We start from the raw sequence: 17,577 nt of genomic DNA on the forward strand, positions 1-17,577 counted from the left end.
CAGGATTGCATGGGGCGGAAAATGGCCGTACGATCACCAAATGACAAGAACGCACGAAAAAGTAAGGTACTCACCTAAAAGTAAGGCCCACTCTTATACCCGCGAGACGGCGGCGGAAGGCGTCGAGCGGGCGCTGAAATTGTTAGAGGGGCGGTGGAAGCTGGTGATCCTGTTCCATCTCTTCGGCGGCCGCATCATGCGCTTCTCCGACCTCGAACGCGCAATCCCGGCGATCTCGCAGAAGATGCTGATCCAGCAGCTTAGGCAAATGGAGCAGGACGGCATCGTTGTCCGCATTGTTCACCATCAGGTGCCCCCGAAGGTCGAATATGCGCTGACGGATTGGGGGCAGGCTTTGTGTCCCGCGCTCGACGCCCTGTTGACGTGGGCAGCCGAGTGTCCTGCTGCCGATGCCTTGGCTACGGAGGGCGAACCTTCGCAATAGCCCGCTGTCCAATATGCCTAACCGGGTATCAGGCCGCCAGGCTCTGCCGATGGAAGTTGCAGCGTATCGGTGGCATCCACCGCGCGCATGGTCGCGCAAAGATTTGACAATAAAAATGACTTTTGCGGCATAAAAATCATTCAGTCCTTTCGTATAGCCCTGCTTGCACCGCTTAGATGCCGCTTCATAAGGGCGGATGCGATCTCGTTTTCTCCTTCCTGAAGGCGGCCCAGAATCTCCAGGTGTTCCCTGCAGGTGGTCACGACGCGCTCGGGACCGTAGTTCCAGTTGTAATTGGACAGACGACGGAGCTGATTCTGCCGGTGCATGGCCTCCTTGAGATAGCGATTGCCGGAAGCGGCGCTGATGCCGAGGTGAAACTCTGCATTCATCTCGAACAGCATCACGCTGGAGGTTTCCGTCCATTTTGCTCGCATGACGTCCTCATGGCGCTTGCGCATGGCGTCGATCCAGGCAGGCAGCAAGGCAAACTGCGGTGACATGATTGCGGCGCACTCGATCAACACACGGAAATTATAGCTCTCCTCGCGGGCGCGAGCATCGCGGGCGCTATCCATAAATTCCCAGCCGTATCCCTTGCGGCGCATAACGACGCCAAGCTCTTCAAGCTTGATGAGGGCCTGGCGCACTGGCGCACGTTCGCTCTCGGTCAGCCGCATCAATTCCAGCTCTGTAAACTGGTTCGAAATCCCGCCCTCCCGACGCAGCTTGGCGACGGCGACGATCAGCGCTTCGTCGGAGCGCTGATGTTCGGCCATCTCCGACTGCGGCGGAATGCCGGTCAGCACCGTGCCCTTGTTTGGCAAATGCTCGGCATAACCGAGTTCATGCAGGCGATTGAGCGCGACAATGACTGGCGTTCGCGACACGCTCAGCCGCTCTGCGAGCTGGCTTTGGCGTAGCCGCGCGCCGGGCTCAAGGCCATCCTCGTGGATCACCTCGATGATGCGGCGCAGGAGATCCTGCTGCAAAGGCGTGTTCGCGTCGGACATTTTTCTCTTGCCTTCTCATCAGTTTTGGTTTTTGTTATATAAAATACAATTTTGGTGCAGGCATTCAAGCCCCTGCATCCGACATTCACTCTATCGGGGACGACCTGCTGTCATGACTCTTTCTCTCACCTGCCCTCTCATCGAAGTTACGGGTACGCCATTCGAGCGCGGTCAACAATATGGAGAACAGGCGGGCGACCGCATCCGCAAGGGTATAGAGCATTACCAGCACCAGATCCGGGCGTCTGGCCTCAAGGCCGGCGACCTCGAAACGATCATCGACCGCTTCGCCGGTGCGATCGAGGAATACGGCCCGCAATATATCGAGGAAATGCGCGGCATCGCCAAGGCGGTCGGCACGGAGCTGTCGGCCATCCTGCTCATCAACGCGCGCACCGAAATCCTGAAGCTTGCCCGCCGACGTGAAAAGGGGCTGGACGATTTCATGTCGGATGGCTGCACCGGCGTCTTCGTGATGCCGGAGGTTACGCGCGACGGACAGTTCATCCATGCGCAGAACTGGGACTGGAAGGCCGAATGCGCCGAAACCGCAGTCGTGCTGAAGGTCAAGCGCACTGATGGGCCTGATATCCTGACATTCACCGAAGCGGGCGGGCTGGCACGCACCGGCTTCAACGCCGCCGGCATCTCGATCAGCGGCAACTACCTCGAAACCGATCGGGATTACCGCACGCTCGGCGTGCCGCTCGCCATCATTCGCCGCAAGGTGCTGGAGCAGGATCACCTCGCCATGTCCATGCAGGCCGTCTACGGCACGCGCAAGTCGGCCTCCAACAACATGATGGTGGGCCATGCGCATGGCGTCGCGATCGATTTCGAATGTGCGCCGGACGAAACCTTCCTTGTTCATCCGCAGGGCGGGCTGCTGGTGCATGCCAACCATTTCCAGAGCCCGGTTGCGCTTTCCAAGCTGCAGGACAAGGGCGTCGTCAATATGCCGGATTCGCTTTACCGCGACGTGCGTGTGCGTGGCCTGATCGAGCCTGCGCTCGGCAGGGTGACGACGGCAGAGGTGAAGACGGCGCTGCTCGATACATTCGAGACGCCGTGGTCGGTGTGCCGCCCGCCGCGCAAGTCGCTCTCCAACAACCAGTCGGCGACGGTCGCAACCATCGTCATGGTTCCGGCGCTTGGACGCATGGAAGTGGCGCTGCTGCCAGCGCTCAATCCGAACTTCGCGAATTTCAGCCTCGACATGAGCATCGCTCCCGTCGTGCGCAACGACCTGCAACAGACCGACGCGGCCTGATCAGAACATTAAACAAGGGAACCCAAAACGGGAGAATTCGATGGAGTACCGCAAATTTATATCCAGCGCGGCCCTGACGGCGGTGATGGCGGCAATGACGATGACGTCCGCGCATGCAAAGGACGACGTGCTGCGCGTCCGCATCAATTCGGACGTCCGCTCTACCGATCCGGGCGTCAACCGCGACGCCAACAGCGATGCGGTGCTGCTGCATGTGCTGGAAGGTCTTGTCGGCTATCGCGATGACGCCTCCGTGGCACCGCTGCTCGCCAGCTCGATCGACGTTTCGCCGGATGGCAAGACCTATACCTTCAAGCTGCGCAGCGGCGTGAAGTTCAGCAACGGCGAACCGCTGACTTCAGCTGACGTGCTGGCTTCCTGGCAGCGTTACACCGATCCCAAGACCTCCTGGCGCTGTCTGACGGATACCTCTGCCGGCGGTGTGGCCGCCGTCAGCGGCGTGACCGCACCGGATGCAGAAACGGTCGTCTTCACCCTCGAAAAGCCGACGGCGCTCTTCCTGCCCACCCTTGCCCGCACGGATTGCGGCGGCACCGGCATCTACCACAAGTCCTCTCTTGCTGCCGACGGAAAATGGGTCAAGCCGATCGGCACCGGCCCTTTCACTTTCGGTGAGTGGCGCACGGGCCAGTATGTCGATCTCGCGGCAAACCCCAACTACACACCGGGTGAAGGTGAACGGGTCGGTTATGTCGGCGACAAGACCCCGAAGGTCTCCGGCGTGCGCTTCATGGTCATTCCGGACGACTCCTCCGCCAAGGCTGCCCTTTATTCCGGCGACATCGATGTGCTCAGCGACGTGCTGACGTCCGATATCGCTGAACTATCCGCTACCGATCAGGTTGTCGTCGACAAGGCTCCTGGCATGGGCCTCACGGCGCTGCTCTTCCAGACGCGCGATCCGCTTCTACAGGATGTCCGCATCCGCGAAGCCCTGCGGCTCTCGCTCGACCTGCCGCAACTTGCCGAGGCCCTTTCCAGCGGCGAGTCGAAGGCGAGCTTCTCCGTCATTCCGCAGCCGAGCCCCTATTTCGGTGCGACCCAGGCCGACGTTCCGGCACGCGATATCGCGAAGGCGAAGGCGCTGCTGGCGGAAGCAGGCTATAAAGGCCAGCCGATCAAGTGGCTGACGACCAAGTTCTATCCGCAGCTCTTCGACGCGGCCGTGCTCGTTCAGGCCATGGTGCAGGAAGCAGGTATCACAATCGACATCGAAACGCTCGATTGGGCGACCCTGCTCGACCGCTACAGCAAGGGCAACTACAGCGCCATGTCATTTACCTATTCGGCCCGGCTTGATCCTTCGCTCTCCTTCGACATGGTGAGCGGCAACAAGGACAAGCAGCCGAACAAGGTCTGGGACAATGCCGAAGGCCGGGAGCTGATCGCCCAGTCAAGCCGGATCAGCGATCCTGCGGAACGGCAGAAGATCTTCGACAAGCTGGAAGGCATGATCCGTGCGGATGTGCCCATGACCGTCATCTATGCCGGAAGCCGCGTCAGTGCCGTGCGCAAGAACGTTGAAGGCTACAAGACCTGGCCTGTCGGTTATCCCCGCATGTGGGGCGTCTCCTTCACGGCAGGAAACTGATCGATGCAGGCTCTCCTGAAATACATCGCGAAGCGTCTGTTATGGACGCTTCCCACCCTGCTGCTGGTCGCCGTCATCGTATTCTTCATGGTGCGAATGATCCCCGGTGATCCCGCCCAGCTTATCCTTGGCGACGGGGCGACGCCTGACGAGCTTGCGCACCTTCGCGCCGCGCTCGGGCTGGACCAGCCGGTGCCGGTGCAGTTCGGATATTGGCTTGGTCATGTGCTGGAAGGCGATCTCGGGCACTCGATCTCCAATGGCATGCCAGTGTTGAGCCTGATGCTCGACCGTTTCCAGGTAAGCGCGACGATCGTTCTCGTTGCCGTCGGACTTGCGACGCTGATCGCACTTCCGGCCGGGCTTGTTGCCGCATGGCGGCAGAACAGCACTCTGGACGTGACGATCGTCGCCGCGTCCACGCTGCTGATGTCCGTCCCGAGCTTCTGGCTGGGTCTGGTGCTGCTGCTTGTCTTCGGACTGAAGCTCGGCTGGCTGCCGGTGGTGGGCTTCGTGCCCTTCACCGAGAACCCGTGGACGGCGCTTACCTATATCGTGCTGCCTGTCACGACACTGATGCTGATCGAAGTCGGCGTGCTGACCCGTATGATGCGGGCCAGTGCAATCGAGGTGTTGCGTCTCGAATACGTGATGCACGCCCGCGCCAAGGGTCTTTCCGAACGCAAGGTTTTGCTGCGGCATGTGCTGCCCAACGCGTTTGCGCCGACCTGGACGATGATCGGCCTCGTTCTCGGCGGTCTGCTCGGCGGTATCGCCGTTCTCGAAACAGTTTTCACTCTGCCCGGCCTCGGGCGTCTACTCGTCGAAGCGATCTTCGCTCGCGACTATCCGGTGGTGCAAGGATGTCTGCTCTTTACAGCCCTGATCTACGTGCTCGTCAATCTGATCGTAGATCTCTGCTATCCCTTCTTCGATCCGCGGGTCGCCGCCTCATGATGCGGCAACCTCTGAACCAGGCGATCGGTACGCTGCTGCTCCTCTTCATCGGCGTCATGGCCGCGCTTGCGCTGGTCTGGACGCCGCACGACCCGGCCGTGATCAAGCTTGCCGCCCGTCTTCAGGCGCCTTCGGGCCAGCATTGGCTGGGCACCGACGAGTTCGGCCGCGACGTGATCTCGCGACTGATGGCTGGTGCTTCCCAGAGCATGATTGTCGCGGCGCTGACCGTCGTTTTCGCCGTGACCGTCGGAACGGTGATCGGCCTCGTGGCGGGCTATGTCCGCGGTCTCGTGGACCGCGTGCTGATGGTTTTCAGCGATGCGGTGCTCGCCTTCCCCGGCACGCTTCTGGCGCTCGGCCTGATGGTGATCGCCGGGCCGAACAAATACGGCATCATCCTGGCGCTCGGTATCGCCTATTCGCCCTCCGTGCTCAGAATTGTACGTGGAAGCGTGCTTTCGGCGCGCGAGCGGGAATATGTCGAAGCATCGCGGGTCATCGGCAATTCCGAATTCGCCACCATGTTCCGGCATGTTCTGCCAAACTGCGTGGCGCCCATTGTCGTGCTGGCGACCTCCATGTTCGGCTGGGTGGTGCTGGCGGAAAGTGGCCTCAGCTTCCTCGGACTTGGCGTGCCGCCACCGGCGCCGACCTGGGGCAACATGCTGGCCTCTGCCCGCCCCTATATCGAGAAGGCACCCTGGCTCGGTCTTGCCCCCGGCGTCTGCATCTCGATGACGCTACTCGGAATCAACCTCTTGGGCGACGCGCTGCGCGACCGCTTCGATCCTAGAATGGAGCAGAAATGATGTCTGACGCCACGACCAGTCCGCTGCTCAGCGTACGCGACCTCTGTGTCCGCAGCTCCGGCGATCTCTCCATTCTCGATAATATCTCCTTCGATGTCGGCAAAGGCGAGATCGTCGCCCTGGTCGGGGAAAGCGGCAGCGGCAAGACGGTCGCGGCGCGCGCGGCCATGCAGCTGCTGCCGAAGGCGATCCGTCCGGTTTCGGGCGAGATCCTGTTCGAAGGCCGCAATCTTCTTGCCATGAACAATGCCCAGATCCGCGAGGTGCGTGGCGCCAGGATCGGCATGGTATTTCAGGAACCGATGGTTTCGCTGAACCCGGCAATGACCATCGGCGCGCAGCTTGTCGAGGGACTGCGCCTGCATGAGGCCCTGACCGTGGAGGAGGCGCGCAAACGCGCCGCCGAAATGCTGGCCCGTGTGAAAATTCCCGATCCGGAATCCTGTCTTGCGGCCTTCCCGCACCAGTTTTCCGGCGGCATGCGCCAGCGTATCATGCTCGCCTCGGTCATGCTGCTGCGCCCCCGTCTGCTGATCGCCGACGAGCCGACGACCGCGCTCGACACGTTGACCCAGCGCGAGGTGCTGGAAGTGATGGTCGATCTGACCCGGACCTACGGAACGGCCGTCCTCCTCATCACCCACAATCTCGGGCTCGTCGCGCAGTATGCGAAGAAGGTTGTGGTCCTCCAGCGCGGCAAGCTGATCGAATCCGGCCCGGTGGAAGAGGTCCTCTACAAGCCGAAGGAAACCTATACCCGCACGCTGATCGACGCGCTGCCCAAGCGTGACCATGGCCGCAAGCCGGTTGCCGACACGGCTCCGCTGATCGAGGCGAAGAATGTCGCCGTGACCTATGCGGGTGCGGGCAACATCTTCTCGAGCGCTGAAAAGAAACTCGCGGTCAAGGGTGTATCGCTTGCCGTCAAGCCAGGCGAAGTCGTTGCCGTCGTCGGTGGCTCCGGTTCCGGCAAGACGACGCTTGGTCGCGCCATGATCGGGCTTCTGCCGCTTTCGGGCGGTGACGTGCATTTTCGCGGCCGCTCCATGGCCGGCGCCGACCGCGCTACCGCCCGCGATTTCCGTCTGTCCTGTCAGCTGGTATTCCAGGATCCGTACTCCTCGCTCGATCCGCGCCAGACGATTGCCGAGATTGTCGGTGAGCCGCTCCAGCATGGGCCGAAGATGAGCCGCGCCGAAAAGGCTGAGCGTGTGGCCGAGATACTGAACGAGGTGGGTCTTTCCGGCTTCGGTGGTCGCTATGCCCATGCTCTTTCCGGGGGGCAGCGCCAGCGCGTGGCTATCGCCCGCGCCGTCATCCGCAATCCGGCCTTCGTCGTTGCCGACGAGCCAGTGTCGGCGCTTGACATGACCATTCAGAAACAGGTGCTCGACCTCTTCCGCAGCCTGCAGGAAAATCACGGCTTCGCCTGCATGTTCATTTCGCACGATCTTGGCGCCGTTTCGCGCGTCGCCGACCGCATCGTCGTGATGGAGCAGGGGCTGATCGTTGAAGAGGGCGGTGTGGATGCCGTTCTGGATCATCCGCAGCACCCCTATACCAAGGCGCTTCTGGCTGCGACGCCAACGCTGGGCATTGCCGCATGACCACGCTCGATACCCTTTCCGGCAAACTCGACGTCGCTGGCCAGAACCTGCGCTTCATCGATCTGCCGCGCATCTTCGGTGATCAGCTGAAAGCCTTTCCGATGGCGATGCGCATCATCATCGAAAACGCCCTGCGCAACGCACCGGAAGAGGCAGAGACACTGATCGCCGCGTTTCGAGGCTGGCTCGAAACCGGTACCAGCACGGCGGAGATCGCCTTTTATCCATCGCGCCTCTTGATGCACGACACGACCTGCGTGCCTGCACTGGTGGACATGGCGGCACTGCGTTCGGAACTCGCCGAAGCCGGGATTGACCCGGCGCGGCTGAACCCAGGGCTGAAGATCGACGTTTCGACTGATCACTCCATTGCCGTCGATGCCTATGGCTCGGCGGATGCGCTGCGCATCAATGTCGCAAAGGAAATCGAGCGCAATGCCGAGCGTTATCGCCTGATGAAATGGGCGACCGGCGCTTTCGACAATCTGCGTGTCCACCCGCCCGGAACGGGCATCATGCACACCATCAACATGGAACAACTCGCGACCGTGGCCACGATCCGCCAGATCGGCGCTGCCGACTGGGCCGTTCCCGATACGCTGATCGGCACCGACAGCCACACGCCGATGGTCAACGGCGTGGGCGTGCTGGGTTGGGGCGTGGGTGGCATAGAGGCCGAGAGCGTCATGTTCGGCATGCCTGTGATGCTGCGTATTCCCGATATCGTCGGCGTGCGGCTCCTCGGCAAGCTTCAGGAAGGCGCAACCGCTACCGATCTTGCACTGGCAGTAACGCAGGCCCTGCGCCGCCACGGCATTTCCGGCGAGTTTGTCGAATTCTTCGGTCCCGGCGTCTCCACGCTTTCCGTTGGCGACCGCGCCGTGGTTGCCAACATGGCGCCGGAATACGGCGCTTCGAGCGGCTATTTCCCGATCGATACAAATACGATCGATTATCTCGCCGCCACGGGACGCATGCGTGAAAACCTGCATCTCGTGGAGGCGCTTGCCGTCGGCCAGGGCCTCTGGTTCGAGCCGGAGGTTTCGCCGCGCTATACATCGACGCTCGATATCGACCTGTCGCAGATCAAGACCTCGCTTGCCGGTCCGCGCCGCCCGCAGGATCGCATCGCGCCTGCCGAGATGCGGCCCACACTGGAAAAAGCCTATGGCCGAGCGCTTGGCGAAGCCCGTGACGGCGAGGTGCCGGATGGCGCCATCGCAATCGCGGCAATCACCAGCTGCACGAACACGACAGACCCGCGCCTGCTTGTTGCAGCCGGGCTCGTTGCCCGCAAGGCCCGCCGCTTCGGGCTGAAGCCGCCTCAATGGGTGAAAACATCGCTCGCACCCGGCTCTCCTGCCGCCGGTCGTTACCTCCGGCGCACCGGTCTGCTGGACGATCTGTCCGCCACCGGATTCGATATCGTCGGCTTTGGTTGCACAACTTGCATTGGCAATTCGGGCGCTCTGACACCGGACGCGGCAGCTGCGGCAGAGAAGGGCACGATGCTGGCGGCTGTGCTCTCCGGCAATCGCAATTTCCCCGGCCGCATTCATCCGCAGATCGAGGCGGGCTATCTTGCCTCGCCGCCGCTCGTGGTAGCCTATGCGCTTGCTGGCAGCGTGAAGCAGGACATAACGGCAGAACCTATCGGCCACGGGCCGGATGGCGCCGCCGTCTTCCTGCATGACCTCTGGCCATCCAGCGCCGAGATCGATGCCATGCTGGTTCAGACCGCCGAGCCCGGTGATTTCAGCGCCGCCTTTACGGAAGCAACGGCCAACAAGGCCTGGGCCGGGCTACAGGCCCCGGACGGGGTGCTGTTTCCCTGGGATGAGGCTTCGACCTATGTCCGCCGTCCACCATTTGTCTCCTTCTCGCAGAAAAGCAGGCTCGGCAATTATGCGGCAACGCCGCTGCTGATCCTCGGCGACGACATCACGACGGATCACATTTCGCCTGCCGGTCAGATTCCGCTTTCCGGCGCCGCAGGCCATTACCTGACCGAGCGTGGTGAAGACCCTCAGGATCTCAATGTCTTCGCCTCCCGGCGCGGCAACTGGGAAGCGATGCTACGCGGCCTTTTCACGAACCCGACGCTCCGCAACCTTATCGATGAGGCCCTGCCTGCAGGCACGACCCGGCATGCACCTTCCGGCGATATTGTTCCGCTAATGGAAGCGGCAGCCCGATACGAACGCGATGACATTTCAACAGTGATCCTCGCTGGTGAACGGTACGGCACAGGCTCCTCCCGCGACTGGGCGGCGAAAGGCGTGGCGTTGCTGGGCGTGCGGGCGGTGCTTGCCTCAAGCTTCGAGCGTATCCACCGTTCGAACCTCATCGGCATGGGCATTCTGCCTATCCTCCTGCCGCCGGACCTCACCTCGCGCAGCCTTGCTGATGAGGCGCCACGGCACATCGGTATCGATGCGGCTCCCGAAACCCTGCGGCCGCGCGGCACGCTTTTCGTCACGGTTGAAGCCGGCAATGGTACGACTTTCAGCCTCGATTGCCGGCTGGCGATCGAAACGGAACTGGAAATCGCAACATTGCGGGCAGGCGGCATTCTTCCCTCCATCCTGACGCGGATTGCAGCGGACGAAGGGGCTGCGCAACGGCCCCAGGCCGAGAATTCCCACTAAAGCATTTGCGCTTTCGCTGAAGCGCAAATTCTAATTCGTTGTTTTACGCGTCTCCGGCAAAGCAGTTTCACGCTTTTGCTGGAAATGCTCTGGCAGGACCGACAAGATGCAGAACTCCCAATCCGTCTGGAACATCGTTGATGAAAAATCCCCGGCCTTCTTCGACCTCAGCGACCGCATCTGGGATATGCCGGAAACCAATTACGAGGAGTACCGCTCCTCTGCCGAGCACCTGCAACTCCTCAAGCAGGAGGGTTTCCGGGTAAGCCACGGCATCGCGGGCATTCCGACGGCGATCATGGGCGAAGCCGGCAACGGCGGGCCGGTCATCGCCATTCTCGGTGAATATGACGCATTGCCGGGGCTGAGCCAGCAGGCGGGTGTCGCCGAGGAGAAACCGCTCGTTTCCGGCGGCAATGGCCATGGCTGCGGTCACAATCTTCTCGGTTCCGGTGCCATGCTGGCGGCTGCAGCCGTGAAGGACTACCTTGCAGCCGAGGGAATTGAGGGACGTGTTCGCTATTATGGCTGCCCGGCCGAAGAAGGCGGCTCTTCCAAGGGCTTCATGGTGCGTGCGGGCGTGTTCGATGACGTCGATATCGCAATCTCTTGGCATCCTGCCGCGTTTACCGGCGTCAACAATCCAATCTCGCTTGCGTGCAGCGAAATGGTCTTCCATTTCACCGGCCGCGCCGCCCATGCCGCCGCCGTGCCGCACCTTGGCCGCAGCGCGCTCGATGCGGTGGAACTGATGAATGTCGGCGTCAACTATCTGCGCGAGCATATGCCCTCGACGGCCCGTATTCACTACGCGATCACCGATACCGGCGGCCATGCACCGAACGTGGTGCAGGCGAAAGCGGCGGTGCGTTATCTCGTTCGGTCGCGCACGCTGCCCGACCTTCTGGCGCTGGTGGCGCGCGTTCGCAAGGTGGCCGAAGGTGCGGCGCTGATGACGGAGACGTCGATGCGCCAGGAAATCCTGACCGGCGATGCCAATCTCGTCGGTAATGCACCGCTGGAACAGTGCATGCATGCGCAGCTCGAACGGCTTGGACCTGCGCACTTCGATGCGCAGGACCGCGACACCGCCCGCGCCTTTCAGGCGACGTTTACGCGGGAGGATATCCTGACCTCCTATGCCCGCTTCCACCTGCCGCCGAAGTTTGACGAGCCGCTCTCTGACGAGATCGTGCCGCTTTATGCCGGTGATGGCACATTGGTTGGATCCACCGATGTCGGCAGTGTCAGCTGGGTGGTTCCGACCGTGCAGTTGCGTGGCACGACCTATGCCATCGGCACACCCGGCCACTCGTGGCAACTCGTCGCGCAGGGCAAGCTGCCCACCGCCCACAAGGGCATGGCCCATGCGGCGAAGATCATGGCGTCGACGGCGATAGAGCTGATCGCCAACCCTGCGCTTGTCGCCGATGCCAAGGCTGACCATCGTGCCCGCCTTGCCGAAACACCCTTCATCAATCCGATCCCCGATGACGTGATGCCGCCAATCCCTGCACAACCCGAATCCTGGAGCCTTGCAGGTTGACGCGGACCATTCTGGCCTTCGGCGACAGTCTGACATGGGGCGTCGATCCCGGTCGTGGGCGGCATGCCCAGGAGGACCGTTGGCCGGCGGTGCTGGAAAGGCTGTTGCCTGATACGCGGGTTATCCCGGAGGGCTTGCCGGGCCGTACAACGGCTTTTGACGATGCAAACGGTGCGGCGGACCGCAACGGTGCGCGCATCCTGCCTGTTCTGCTCGGCAGCCACTATCCGCTCGATCTTGTGGTGATCCTGCTCGGAGCGAACGATCTGAAGCAGGATATTTGCGGCCATGCTGCTGGTGCGGCCGGAGGCATGGCGCGTCTTGTGGAGATCGTCAGGACCTTCCCCTATGACTATGGCTATACTGCCCCGCAAATCCTGCTCGTCAGCCCACCGCATTTCCGCATTCCGGACAATGGCGCATTGAGGGGCGGTCGGCTTGTCGAGGAATCCAAAAAGCTTGCTGATCATTATCGTGCCGTTGCAGATGAAAACGGCTGTGGTTTCTTCGATACGGCTGTTACCGCGCAGACCTGTTCGTTCGACGGCATTCATCTGGACGCGAAGAATACTCGCCAGATCGGCATCGGCGTCGCCGGATTTATCAGATTGACCTACTGTTAGCCACGCTCGTGTTGTCTCTAATACCGGGGTCGAACGAGCTCTTCAATTTGCGGTCTCAGCCACGTCGAAACTTGTTCTTTAGCCATTGGTGCATGGATGAGGCTCCGGCCAGCAGAGAACCGCCCTCTACTGGGACACCCCCAGTGAGCGAAGTGACGAGAGCTCCCGTTTCCTCTGCGAGAAGCTTGCCGGCGGCGTAATCGTAATGGCTGAGGCCATCCTCGAAATATCCATCGAGCCTGCCCGCCGCGACATAGGCGAGATCAAGCGCCGCCGACCCGAGCCGTCGCACGCCTGCTGTCTCGTTTGTGATGTCGTCCAAAGCAAGGAAGAAGGTGCTGCGCTCGATTGCCTTCAACTGTCCGCGGATCGGCATCGATAGGGAGACGATAGCCTCTTCCGGCCGTTTGTCCTCCAACGTAGCCAATTCTTTACCGTTCAGCCGGGCGCCCTCGCCTCGAACCGCGGTGAACATTTCGTCGCGTAATGGGTCAAGGACCACGCCCAGCAGTTCGCCTGCATCGTCGCACAGAGCGATGCTGACGGCGAAATAGGGGATGCCCCAGATGAAGTTGCTCGTTCCGTCGAGTGGATCCACCACCCAGCGGCGCTGCGCATCGCCCTTACGGACACCGGTTTCCTCACCAACGAAGCCATAGCTATCTCCTGCCTTTGCCAGGACGGCGGCAATCGCTTCCTCAGCGGCGAGATCAGCTCTGGATGCATAGTCTCCCAGCGCCTTTCGCTGAATACTCGTCTGCGGCAGAGCGCCAAAATGTGTCTTCAATTCAGCGCCGCCAGCAAGTGCGGCGGAAGATGCCAACCGCATCAGTTCGTCAAGCGACAGATCCGCCATAAGTCATGCTCCTGCGGGTAGAAAGGTTACGCTCTCGAAATCCACGCCCACGCGTGACCCGAGATCGAGCGCTTTTCGTGTTTCCACCGAAATAGTCGAACCATTCTCAAGCCGAAGGTTTTGGGTCCAGGCTTTCCCCATGAAGCGGCGGTCTTCCACCGTCGCATCGGCAAGAGCGTTGCCGCATTCGCGGATCACTACCTGTTCGGGACGCACCACGAGTGTGCCTTTGCCGCTGTGGCTCTTTCCAGTCATGGCAAACCTGGACCCATCCGCCATCACGAAGCCGGTCTCGTCAAAACTGCCTTCGAGAAAGTTGGCGCTGCCAACAAATTCCGCGACGAAGCTGTTTGCCGGTTTCGAATAGATGGTCTCCGGATCTGCGAGTTGTTGCACGATGCCATTCTGCATGACGGCGATCCGGTCCGACATCTCCAAGGCCTCCTCCTGATCATGCGTGACGTAGATCGCGGTCAGGCCGAGGCGCTTCTGCAGATTGCGCAATTCATGGCGAAGGGTCACGCGAAGGCGCGCATCGAGATTGGACATGGGCTCATCCATGAGAAGCAGCGGCGGGTTTATGACGAGCGCGCGCGCAAGCGCGATGCGCTGCTGCATGCCACCGCTCATTTCTGCAGGAAAGCGCTTTTCAACGCCATGAAGCTCGACTTGTGCCAATGCGGCCTGAACTCTTTGGGCAATTTCGCCTTTGGAAAATTTGCGCAACTTCAGCCCGTAAGCAACATTATCGAACACGGTCTGGTTCGGCCAAAGCGCATAGTTCTGGAAGACGAACCCGATATTCCTGTCCCAGGCGGGAAGCGTGGTCACGTTCTGTCCGTTGAACAGGATCTTCCCGCCATTGATCGGGTGAAAGCCTGCAATGGCGCGCAACAGCGTGGTCTTGCCGCAGCCGGATGGTCCGAGCAGCGTGAAGAATTCACCGGGCCTGATCGTGAAACTGATGTCTTTCAGAACCGCGTGATTGCCGAAGGTCTTGGAGACAGCGTCGATGACGACCTCGCAGCCCTGGGTTGGAGTCTTGGAAGATGAGGTTTCAACCACCGGATTTTCCTCGAATTTGGCCGTAACGGACAATGAAATAGAGCGGGATATAAATGATCAGCATCAGCAGGATGGTCTGCGCCGCGGAGACACCGAAATCGGCATCCACCAACGTGTTCTCGAAGATCACGGCCGTCATTGGCTTCCACGGCGGGCGATAGAGAACGATGGTGGAAGACAGCTCCGTGACGATGTGAAGAAAGGTCAGCGTCGCTCCTGTCACGGCGCCCGCAAGCACTAGTGGTGCGGTAATGGTGACGAACACCCTGAGTGGCCGCGCTCCAAGGCTGATCGCCGCCTCTTCGAGTGCGGGATGAACCCGCCGCAGCGCGGCCTCTGACGCCTTCACTGTGAAGGGCAGGTTGCGGATGAGATAAGCAAGGACGAGGATGAACCATGTGCCGGTCAGCTGCAGCGGCGCCTTGTTGAACATCATGATCAGGCCGATACCGAGCACCGTGCCGGGAATGACGTAAGGCATCATGACGGTCAGGCTGAGAACAGGGGCGATGACCCGGTAGCGCTTGCGGATAATCACATAGGCGATCCCCAGACCAATCGCGCTCGCGGCCAGCGTTCCGGCGATGCCGAGCGACAGGGTCACCCATGCCGGCCCCATGCCGGTACGCAACATGGTCGTGTAGTTTGCGAGCGTGAAGTTTGCTCTGGGCAGGCCGACACGCCATTCCATGAAGCTGGAGACCAGCACCGTCAGGTGGGGAGTGAATGCCATGAGGAGAGCAATCGTAACGGCGCCAAGCACCAATGCATGGCCAAGAGGCGAGAGCGGCTTGCGTTCCAATGCGCGCGATGAGACCACGGCGAAACCGCGGCGTGCCAGATAAATCTGCTGCGCCATCAAGAACAGGCTGGAAATAGTGATGAGGACCATCGATCCTGTTGCCGCAAGCGCCGGATTGCGGCCCGCCTCGCTGAGGAAAGAGGTGTAGATTAGAACCGGCAGGGCGTTGACATCGAGACCGATGATACGCGGCGTACCGAAATCCGACAGAGCCGCCATCGTTGCAAGATAGAGACCGGTGATGATGCCGGGAAGTGCAAGCGGAATTTCCACCGACATTCGAACGCGAGGCGGCTTGGCGCCAAGGCTTTCCGCCGCCTCGATATGGCCGGCATCCAGACTTTGAAACGAGCTGTGACTGAGCAGAAAGATGATCGGGAAGACCAGCCAGGTGATGACCCAGATGACGCCATGCAGGCCGACAATCGAGACATCAAGGCCGAGATAGTTGGTCACAACGCCATTGCGTCCAAGAAGCAGCCGCCAGGCATACGCACCGAGAAATGGCGGCGACACAGAGGCCATGGTGACGAGGAAGACGATAGCCGTGCTTCCCGCGACCCTGTAACGCGCAATAAGATAAGCGAGCGAAACACCGATTAAGGCGGCAAGCCCGGTGGACGTCAGCGCAATCAGCAGGCTGTTTATTGTGGCGGAGAGGGTTTCCGAGCGCGTGAAGAAATCGATGTAGTGGACTGGAGAGAGCGACAACGCCTTGTTTTCGAAGGTGATGTAGGCATTGGCGGCGTGAGACAGCAAGACGGAGTTGGCAGACTGCGCCTTGATGTCCAAAGGTGCGGGAGCGGTGGTGGCGAAGAGCCCGCGCGGCGCTTGCTGCGAGAGCGTGAACCGAGCGGAGCCCAGATCGAGTTCAAGCAGCCCGACCTCGTCCTTGCCAACCGAAATCGGCTCTTGCGAAGAGAGGCGCAGCGTTAGGTCATCCTGGACCTCGACAGCCAGACTCTCCGTCGAATTCAGCGATATGGCGAGGCCGTCAGAGCGCTTCGCCACGTCGTAGCGGCTGGTCATTTCCGGGACGGATTGTAGTCCATATCTATTGTGCAAAAGGGTGAAACGACCGCCCTCCTCGAGGAGGGAGGCGGCCATCAGACGAATTTGCGGGACGATAATCGTCAGGCCGCAGACCACGAGCGCGACGATGGAAAAGATAAGCCAATTGTCGCGCAGCACCTTCATTTCCCGCGAAGCTCCTGGAAGCGAGCGACGACGACGGGGCGCGGATCAACCGCGGAGACAATGGTCAGAGAGGACATGTCGGGCAGGATGGCTGGTGGTGTTACATCCTTGCGTGCCGAACGGCGAACAGTGGCGTCGCGAACGATTTCATGCGCAGTCTTGCTGCCGAGGAAATCGATGAAGCTCTTTGCATCGTCGATGTGCTGCGCACCCTTGACGATGGCCTGGGCATCGATCTGACCGGTAACGGCGTCGGTCGGATAGACGATATCGATCGACAGACCCTGGGCCTTCCACTTGGCGCCGAGATCCTCGTTGATCCAGCCAACGGCCGCTTCCCCGTCGCGCACCGCGTTAAAAGCGTCATCGGAGCCGGGTGCGATGCGCGTACCCTTGACCATTTGACCGACGAAATCCCAACCGAAATTGCCGGCAAGGGCAGAAAGGATGACGTAGCCTGTACCGGATTTCGCCGGGTCTGGAATAATCAGGCCACCGTCCTTTGCGAAGTCATGCGAGACGAGATCCTTCTGTGTCTTGGGTATCGAGCCTGCCTCTACACGTTTGGTGCTGACGATCAACGGCTGCAGCAGCACCGTGAACGGATGCCAGATGTGATTGGGATCGGTCGTCACCATGTCGGTGTCGGACTTGCTCTCGTAAGCCTGGAAGAGCGTGGCATTTTCTTCGAAGGTCTGCGTCGGTCCGCCCCACATGACGTCTGCCGAGGAATTGCCGCCTTCGGCGCGAAGGCGCTCGATGAGTTCGCCCGTTCCGCCGCGCACGACGGTCACCCTCACATCCGGATTTGCCTTGGCGAATGCATCGAGGATGGGAGCCGATGTTGCCTCCCCATGAGCGGTGTAGACGACCAGTTCCCCGGCATTCGCAACACTGATGATTGATGCCGACGCCAACGCGCCCGCCATGATCCGCCGCAAGGTCCATTTCAGCATGACTATGTTCCCTTTTTGAAGTCTGAGAAGAAGGCGCCTCAATTAATTCCATTAACCGGATTAAAAATCAAGCCGCCTTTTCCGCTGATTTAGGGAGTTTTCGTAACAGCATTATGACTACAACTTGGGTCTTCGCATATTCTGAACTGCTTGACGTGTACAAAACAC

At 60.7% G+C, this 17,577-nt stretch carries 14 protein-coding genes; 9 read left to right on the plus strand and 5 right to left on the minus strand.

Going from position 1 to position 17,577, the window contains the following annotated elements; genetic code table 11:
* Positions 1-40 precede the first annotated feature (40 nt).
* Positions 41-445 (plus strand): winged helix-turn-helix transcriptional regulator, encoded by a 405-nt coding sequence (locus tag AC1ROR_RS22920; protein WP_035225381.1) that lies wholly within the window; start codon positions 41-43, stop codon positions 443-445.
* Between the two features lie 140 nt (positions 446-585).
* Here the strand turns inward: AC1ROR_RS22920 and AC1ROR_RS22925 are convergent, their stop codons facing one another.
* Complete coding sequence (locus tag AC1ROR_RS22925) at positions 586-1,458, minus strand: GntR family transcriptional regulator (RefSeq protein ID WP_035225383.1); 873 nt, start codon at positions 1,456-1,458, stop codon at positions 586-588.
* A 112-nt stretch (positions 1,459-1,570) separates the two neighbouring features.
* Between AC1ROR_RS22925 and AC1ROR_RS22930 the strand changes: the two genes are divergently transcribed.
* The 8 genes from AC1ROR_RS22930 (at position 1,571) to AC1ROR_RS22965 (ending at position 12,533) form a co-directional block, all read left to right on the plus strand.
* A complete protein-coding gene (locus tag AC1ROR_RS22930; RefSeq protein WP_498590848.1) occupies positions 1,571-2,728 on the plus strand; it encodes a C45 family autoproteolytic acyltransferase/hydrolase in 1,158 nt (385 codons plus the stop codon).
* A gap of 40 nt (positions 2,729-2,768) precedes the next feature.
* A complete protein-coding gene (locus AC1ROR_RS22935) occupies positions 2,769-4,340 on the plus strand; it encodes an ABC transporter substrate-binding protein (RefSeq protein ID WP_498590849.1) in 1,572 nt (523 codons plus the stop codon).
* A 3-nt stretch (positions 4,341-4,343) separates the two neighbouring features.
* Positions 4,344-5,297, plus strand: coding sequence for an ABC transporter permease (locus AC1ROR_RS22940; RefSeq protein ID WP_498590850.1), 954 nt, complete (start codon positions 4,344-4,346; stop codon positions 5,295-5,297).
* Complete coding sequence (locus AC1ROR_RS22945) at positions 5,294-6,109, plus strand: ABC transporter permease (protein WP_498590851.1); 816 nt, start codon at positions 5,294-5,296, stop codon at positions 6,107-6,109. The genes AC1ROR_RS22940 and AC1ROR_RS22945 overlap by 4 nt, the downstream gene beginning before the upstream one ends.
* Positions 6,106-7,716, plus strand: a complete 1,611-nt coding sequence (locus tag AC1ROR_RS22950; protein ID WP_498590852.1) for an ABC transporter ATP-binding protein — start codon at positions 6,106-6,108, stop codon at positions 7,714-7,716. Before AC1ROR_RS22945 ends, AC1ROR_RS22950 begins: the two co-directional genes overlap by 4 nt.
* Positions 7,713-10,364, plus strand: coding sequence for an aconitate hydratase AcnA (gene acnA / locus AC1ROR_RS22955; RefSeq protein WP_498590853.1), 2,652 nt, complete (start codon positions 7,713-7,715; stop codon positions 10,362-10,364). Before AC1ROR_RS22950 ends, acnA begins: the two co-directional genes overlap by 4 nt.
* Positions 10,365-10,470: 106 nt before the next feature.
* On the plus strand, positions 10,471-11,910 hold the full coding sequence (locus tag AC1ROR_RS22960) for a M20 family metallopeptidase (RefSeq protein ID WP_498590854.1): 1,440 nt from the start codon (positions 10,471-10,473) through the stop codon (positions 11,908-11,910).
* On the plus strand, positions 11,907-12,533 hold the full coding sequence (locus AC1ROR_RS22965) for an SGNH/GDSL hydrolase family protein (RefSeq protein ID WP_498590855.1): 627 nt from the start codon (positions 11,907-11,909) through the stop codon (positions 12,531-12,533). Before AC1ROR_RS22960 ends, AC1ROR_RS22965 begins: the two co-directional genes overlap by 4 nt.
* Positions 12,534-12,588: 55 nt before the next feature.
* On the opposite strand, the gene AC1ROR_RS22970 is transcribed toward AC1ROR_RS22965, so the two are convergent.
* The 4 genes from AC1ROR_RS22970 to AC1ROR_RS22985 are packed head-to-tail and all read right to left on the minus strand — an operon-like array spanning position 12,589 to position 17,409.
* On the minus strand, positions 12,589-13,389 hold the full coding sequence (locus tag AC1ROR_RS22970; protein WP_498590856.1) for an inositol monophosphatase family protein: 801 nt from the start codon (positions 13,387-13,389) through the stop codon (positions 12,589-12,591).
* A gap of 3 nt (positions 13,390-13,392) precedes the next feature.
* Positions 13,393-14,454: an ABC transporter ATP-binding protein gene (locus AC1ROR_RS22975; protein ID WP_498590857.1), complete on the minus strand. Its 1,062-nt coding sequence runs from the start codon at positions 14,452-14,454 to the stop codon at positions 13,393-13,395.
* The gene (locus tag AC1ROR_RS22980; RefSeq protein ID WP_498590858.1) at positions 14,447-16,453 is read right to left on the minus strand and encodes an ABC transporter permease; all 2,007 of its coding nucleotides are present in this window, start codon (positions 16,451-16,453) and stop codon (positions 14,447-14,449) included. The genes AC1ROR_RS22975 and AC1ROR_RS22980 overlap by 8 nt, the downstream gene beginning before the upstream one ends.
* Positions 16,450-17,409: an extracellular solute-binding protein gene (locus AC1ROR_RS22985; RefSeq protein WP_498590859.1), complete on the minus strand. Its 960-nt coding sequence runs from the start codon at positions 17,407-17,409 to the stop codon at positions 16,450-16,452. Before AC1ROR_RS22985 ends, AC1ROR_RS22980 begins: the two co-directional genes overlap by 4 nt.
* Positions 17,410-17,577 lie beyond the last annotated feature (168 nt).

The sequence above is a fragment of the Agrobacterium sp. GW821-FHT14E08 genome, from assembly GCF_058803865.1.

Bases quoted from the DNA above. Each gene is read 5' to 3' on its own strand.
- AC1ROR_RS22920 (WP_035225381.1), top strand. From the start codon at position 41: ATGACAAGAACGCACGAAAAAGTAAGGTACTCACCTAAAAGTAAGGCC.
- AC1ROR_RS22925 (WP_035225383.1), bottom strand. From the start codon at position 1,458: ATGTCCGACGCGAACACGCCTTTGCAGCAGGATCTCCTGCGCCGCATC.
- AC1ROR_RS22930 (WP_498590848.1), top strand. From the start codon at position 1,571: ATGACTCTTTCTCTCACCTGCCCTCTCATCGAAGTTACGGGTACGCCA.
- AC1ROR_RS22935 (WP_498590849.1), top strand. From the start codon at position 2,769: ATGGAGTACCGCAAATTTATATCCAGCGCGGCCCTGACGGCGGTGATG.
- AC1ROR_RS22940 (WP_498590850.1), top strand. From the start codon at position 4,344: ATGCAGGCTCTCCTGAAATACATCGCGAAGCGTCTGTTATGGACGCTT.
- AC1ROR_RS22945 (WP_498590851.1), top strand. From the start codon at position 5,294: ATGATGCGGCAACCTCTGAACCAGGCGATCGGTACGCTGCTGCTCCTC.
- AC1ROR_RS22950 (WP_498590852.1), top strand. From the start codon at position 6,106: ATGATGTCTGACGCCACGACCAGTCCGCTGCTCAGCGTACGCGACCTC.
- acnA (WP_498590853.1), top strand. From the start codon at position 7,713: ATGACCACGCTCGATACCCTTTCCGGCAAACTCGACGTCGCTGGCCAG.
- AC1ROR_RS22960 (WP_498590854.1), top strand. From the start codon at position 10,471: ATGCAGAACTCCCAATCCGTCTGGAACATCGTTGATGAAAAATCCCCG.
- AC1ROR_RS22970 (WP_498590856.1), bottom strand. From the start codon at position 13,389: ATGGCGGATCTGTCGCTTGACGAACTGATGCGGTTGGCATCTTCCGCC.
- AC1ROR_RS22980 (WP_498590858.1), bottom strand. From the start codon at position 16,453: ATGAAGGTGCTGCGCGACAATTGGCTTATCTTTTCCATCGTCGCGCTC.
- AC1ROR_RS22985 (WP_498590859.1), bottom strand. From the start codon at position 17,409: ATGCTGAAATGGACCTTGCGGCGGATCATGGCGGGCGCGTTGGCGTCG.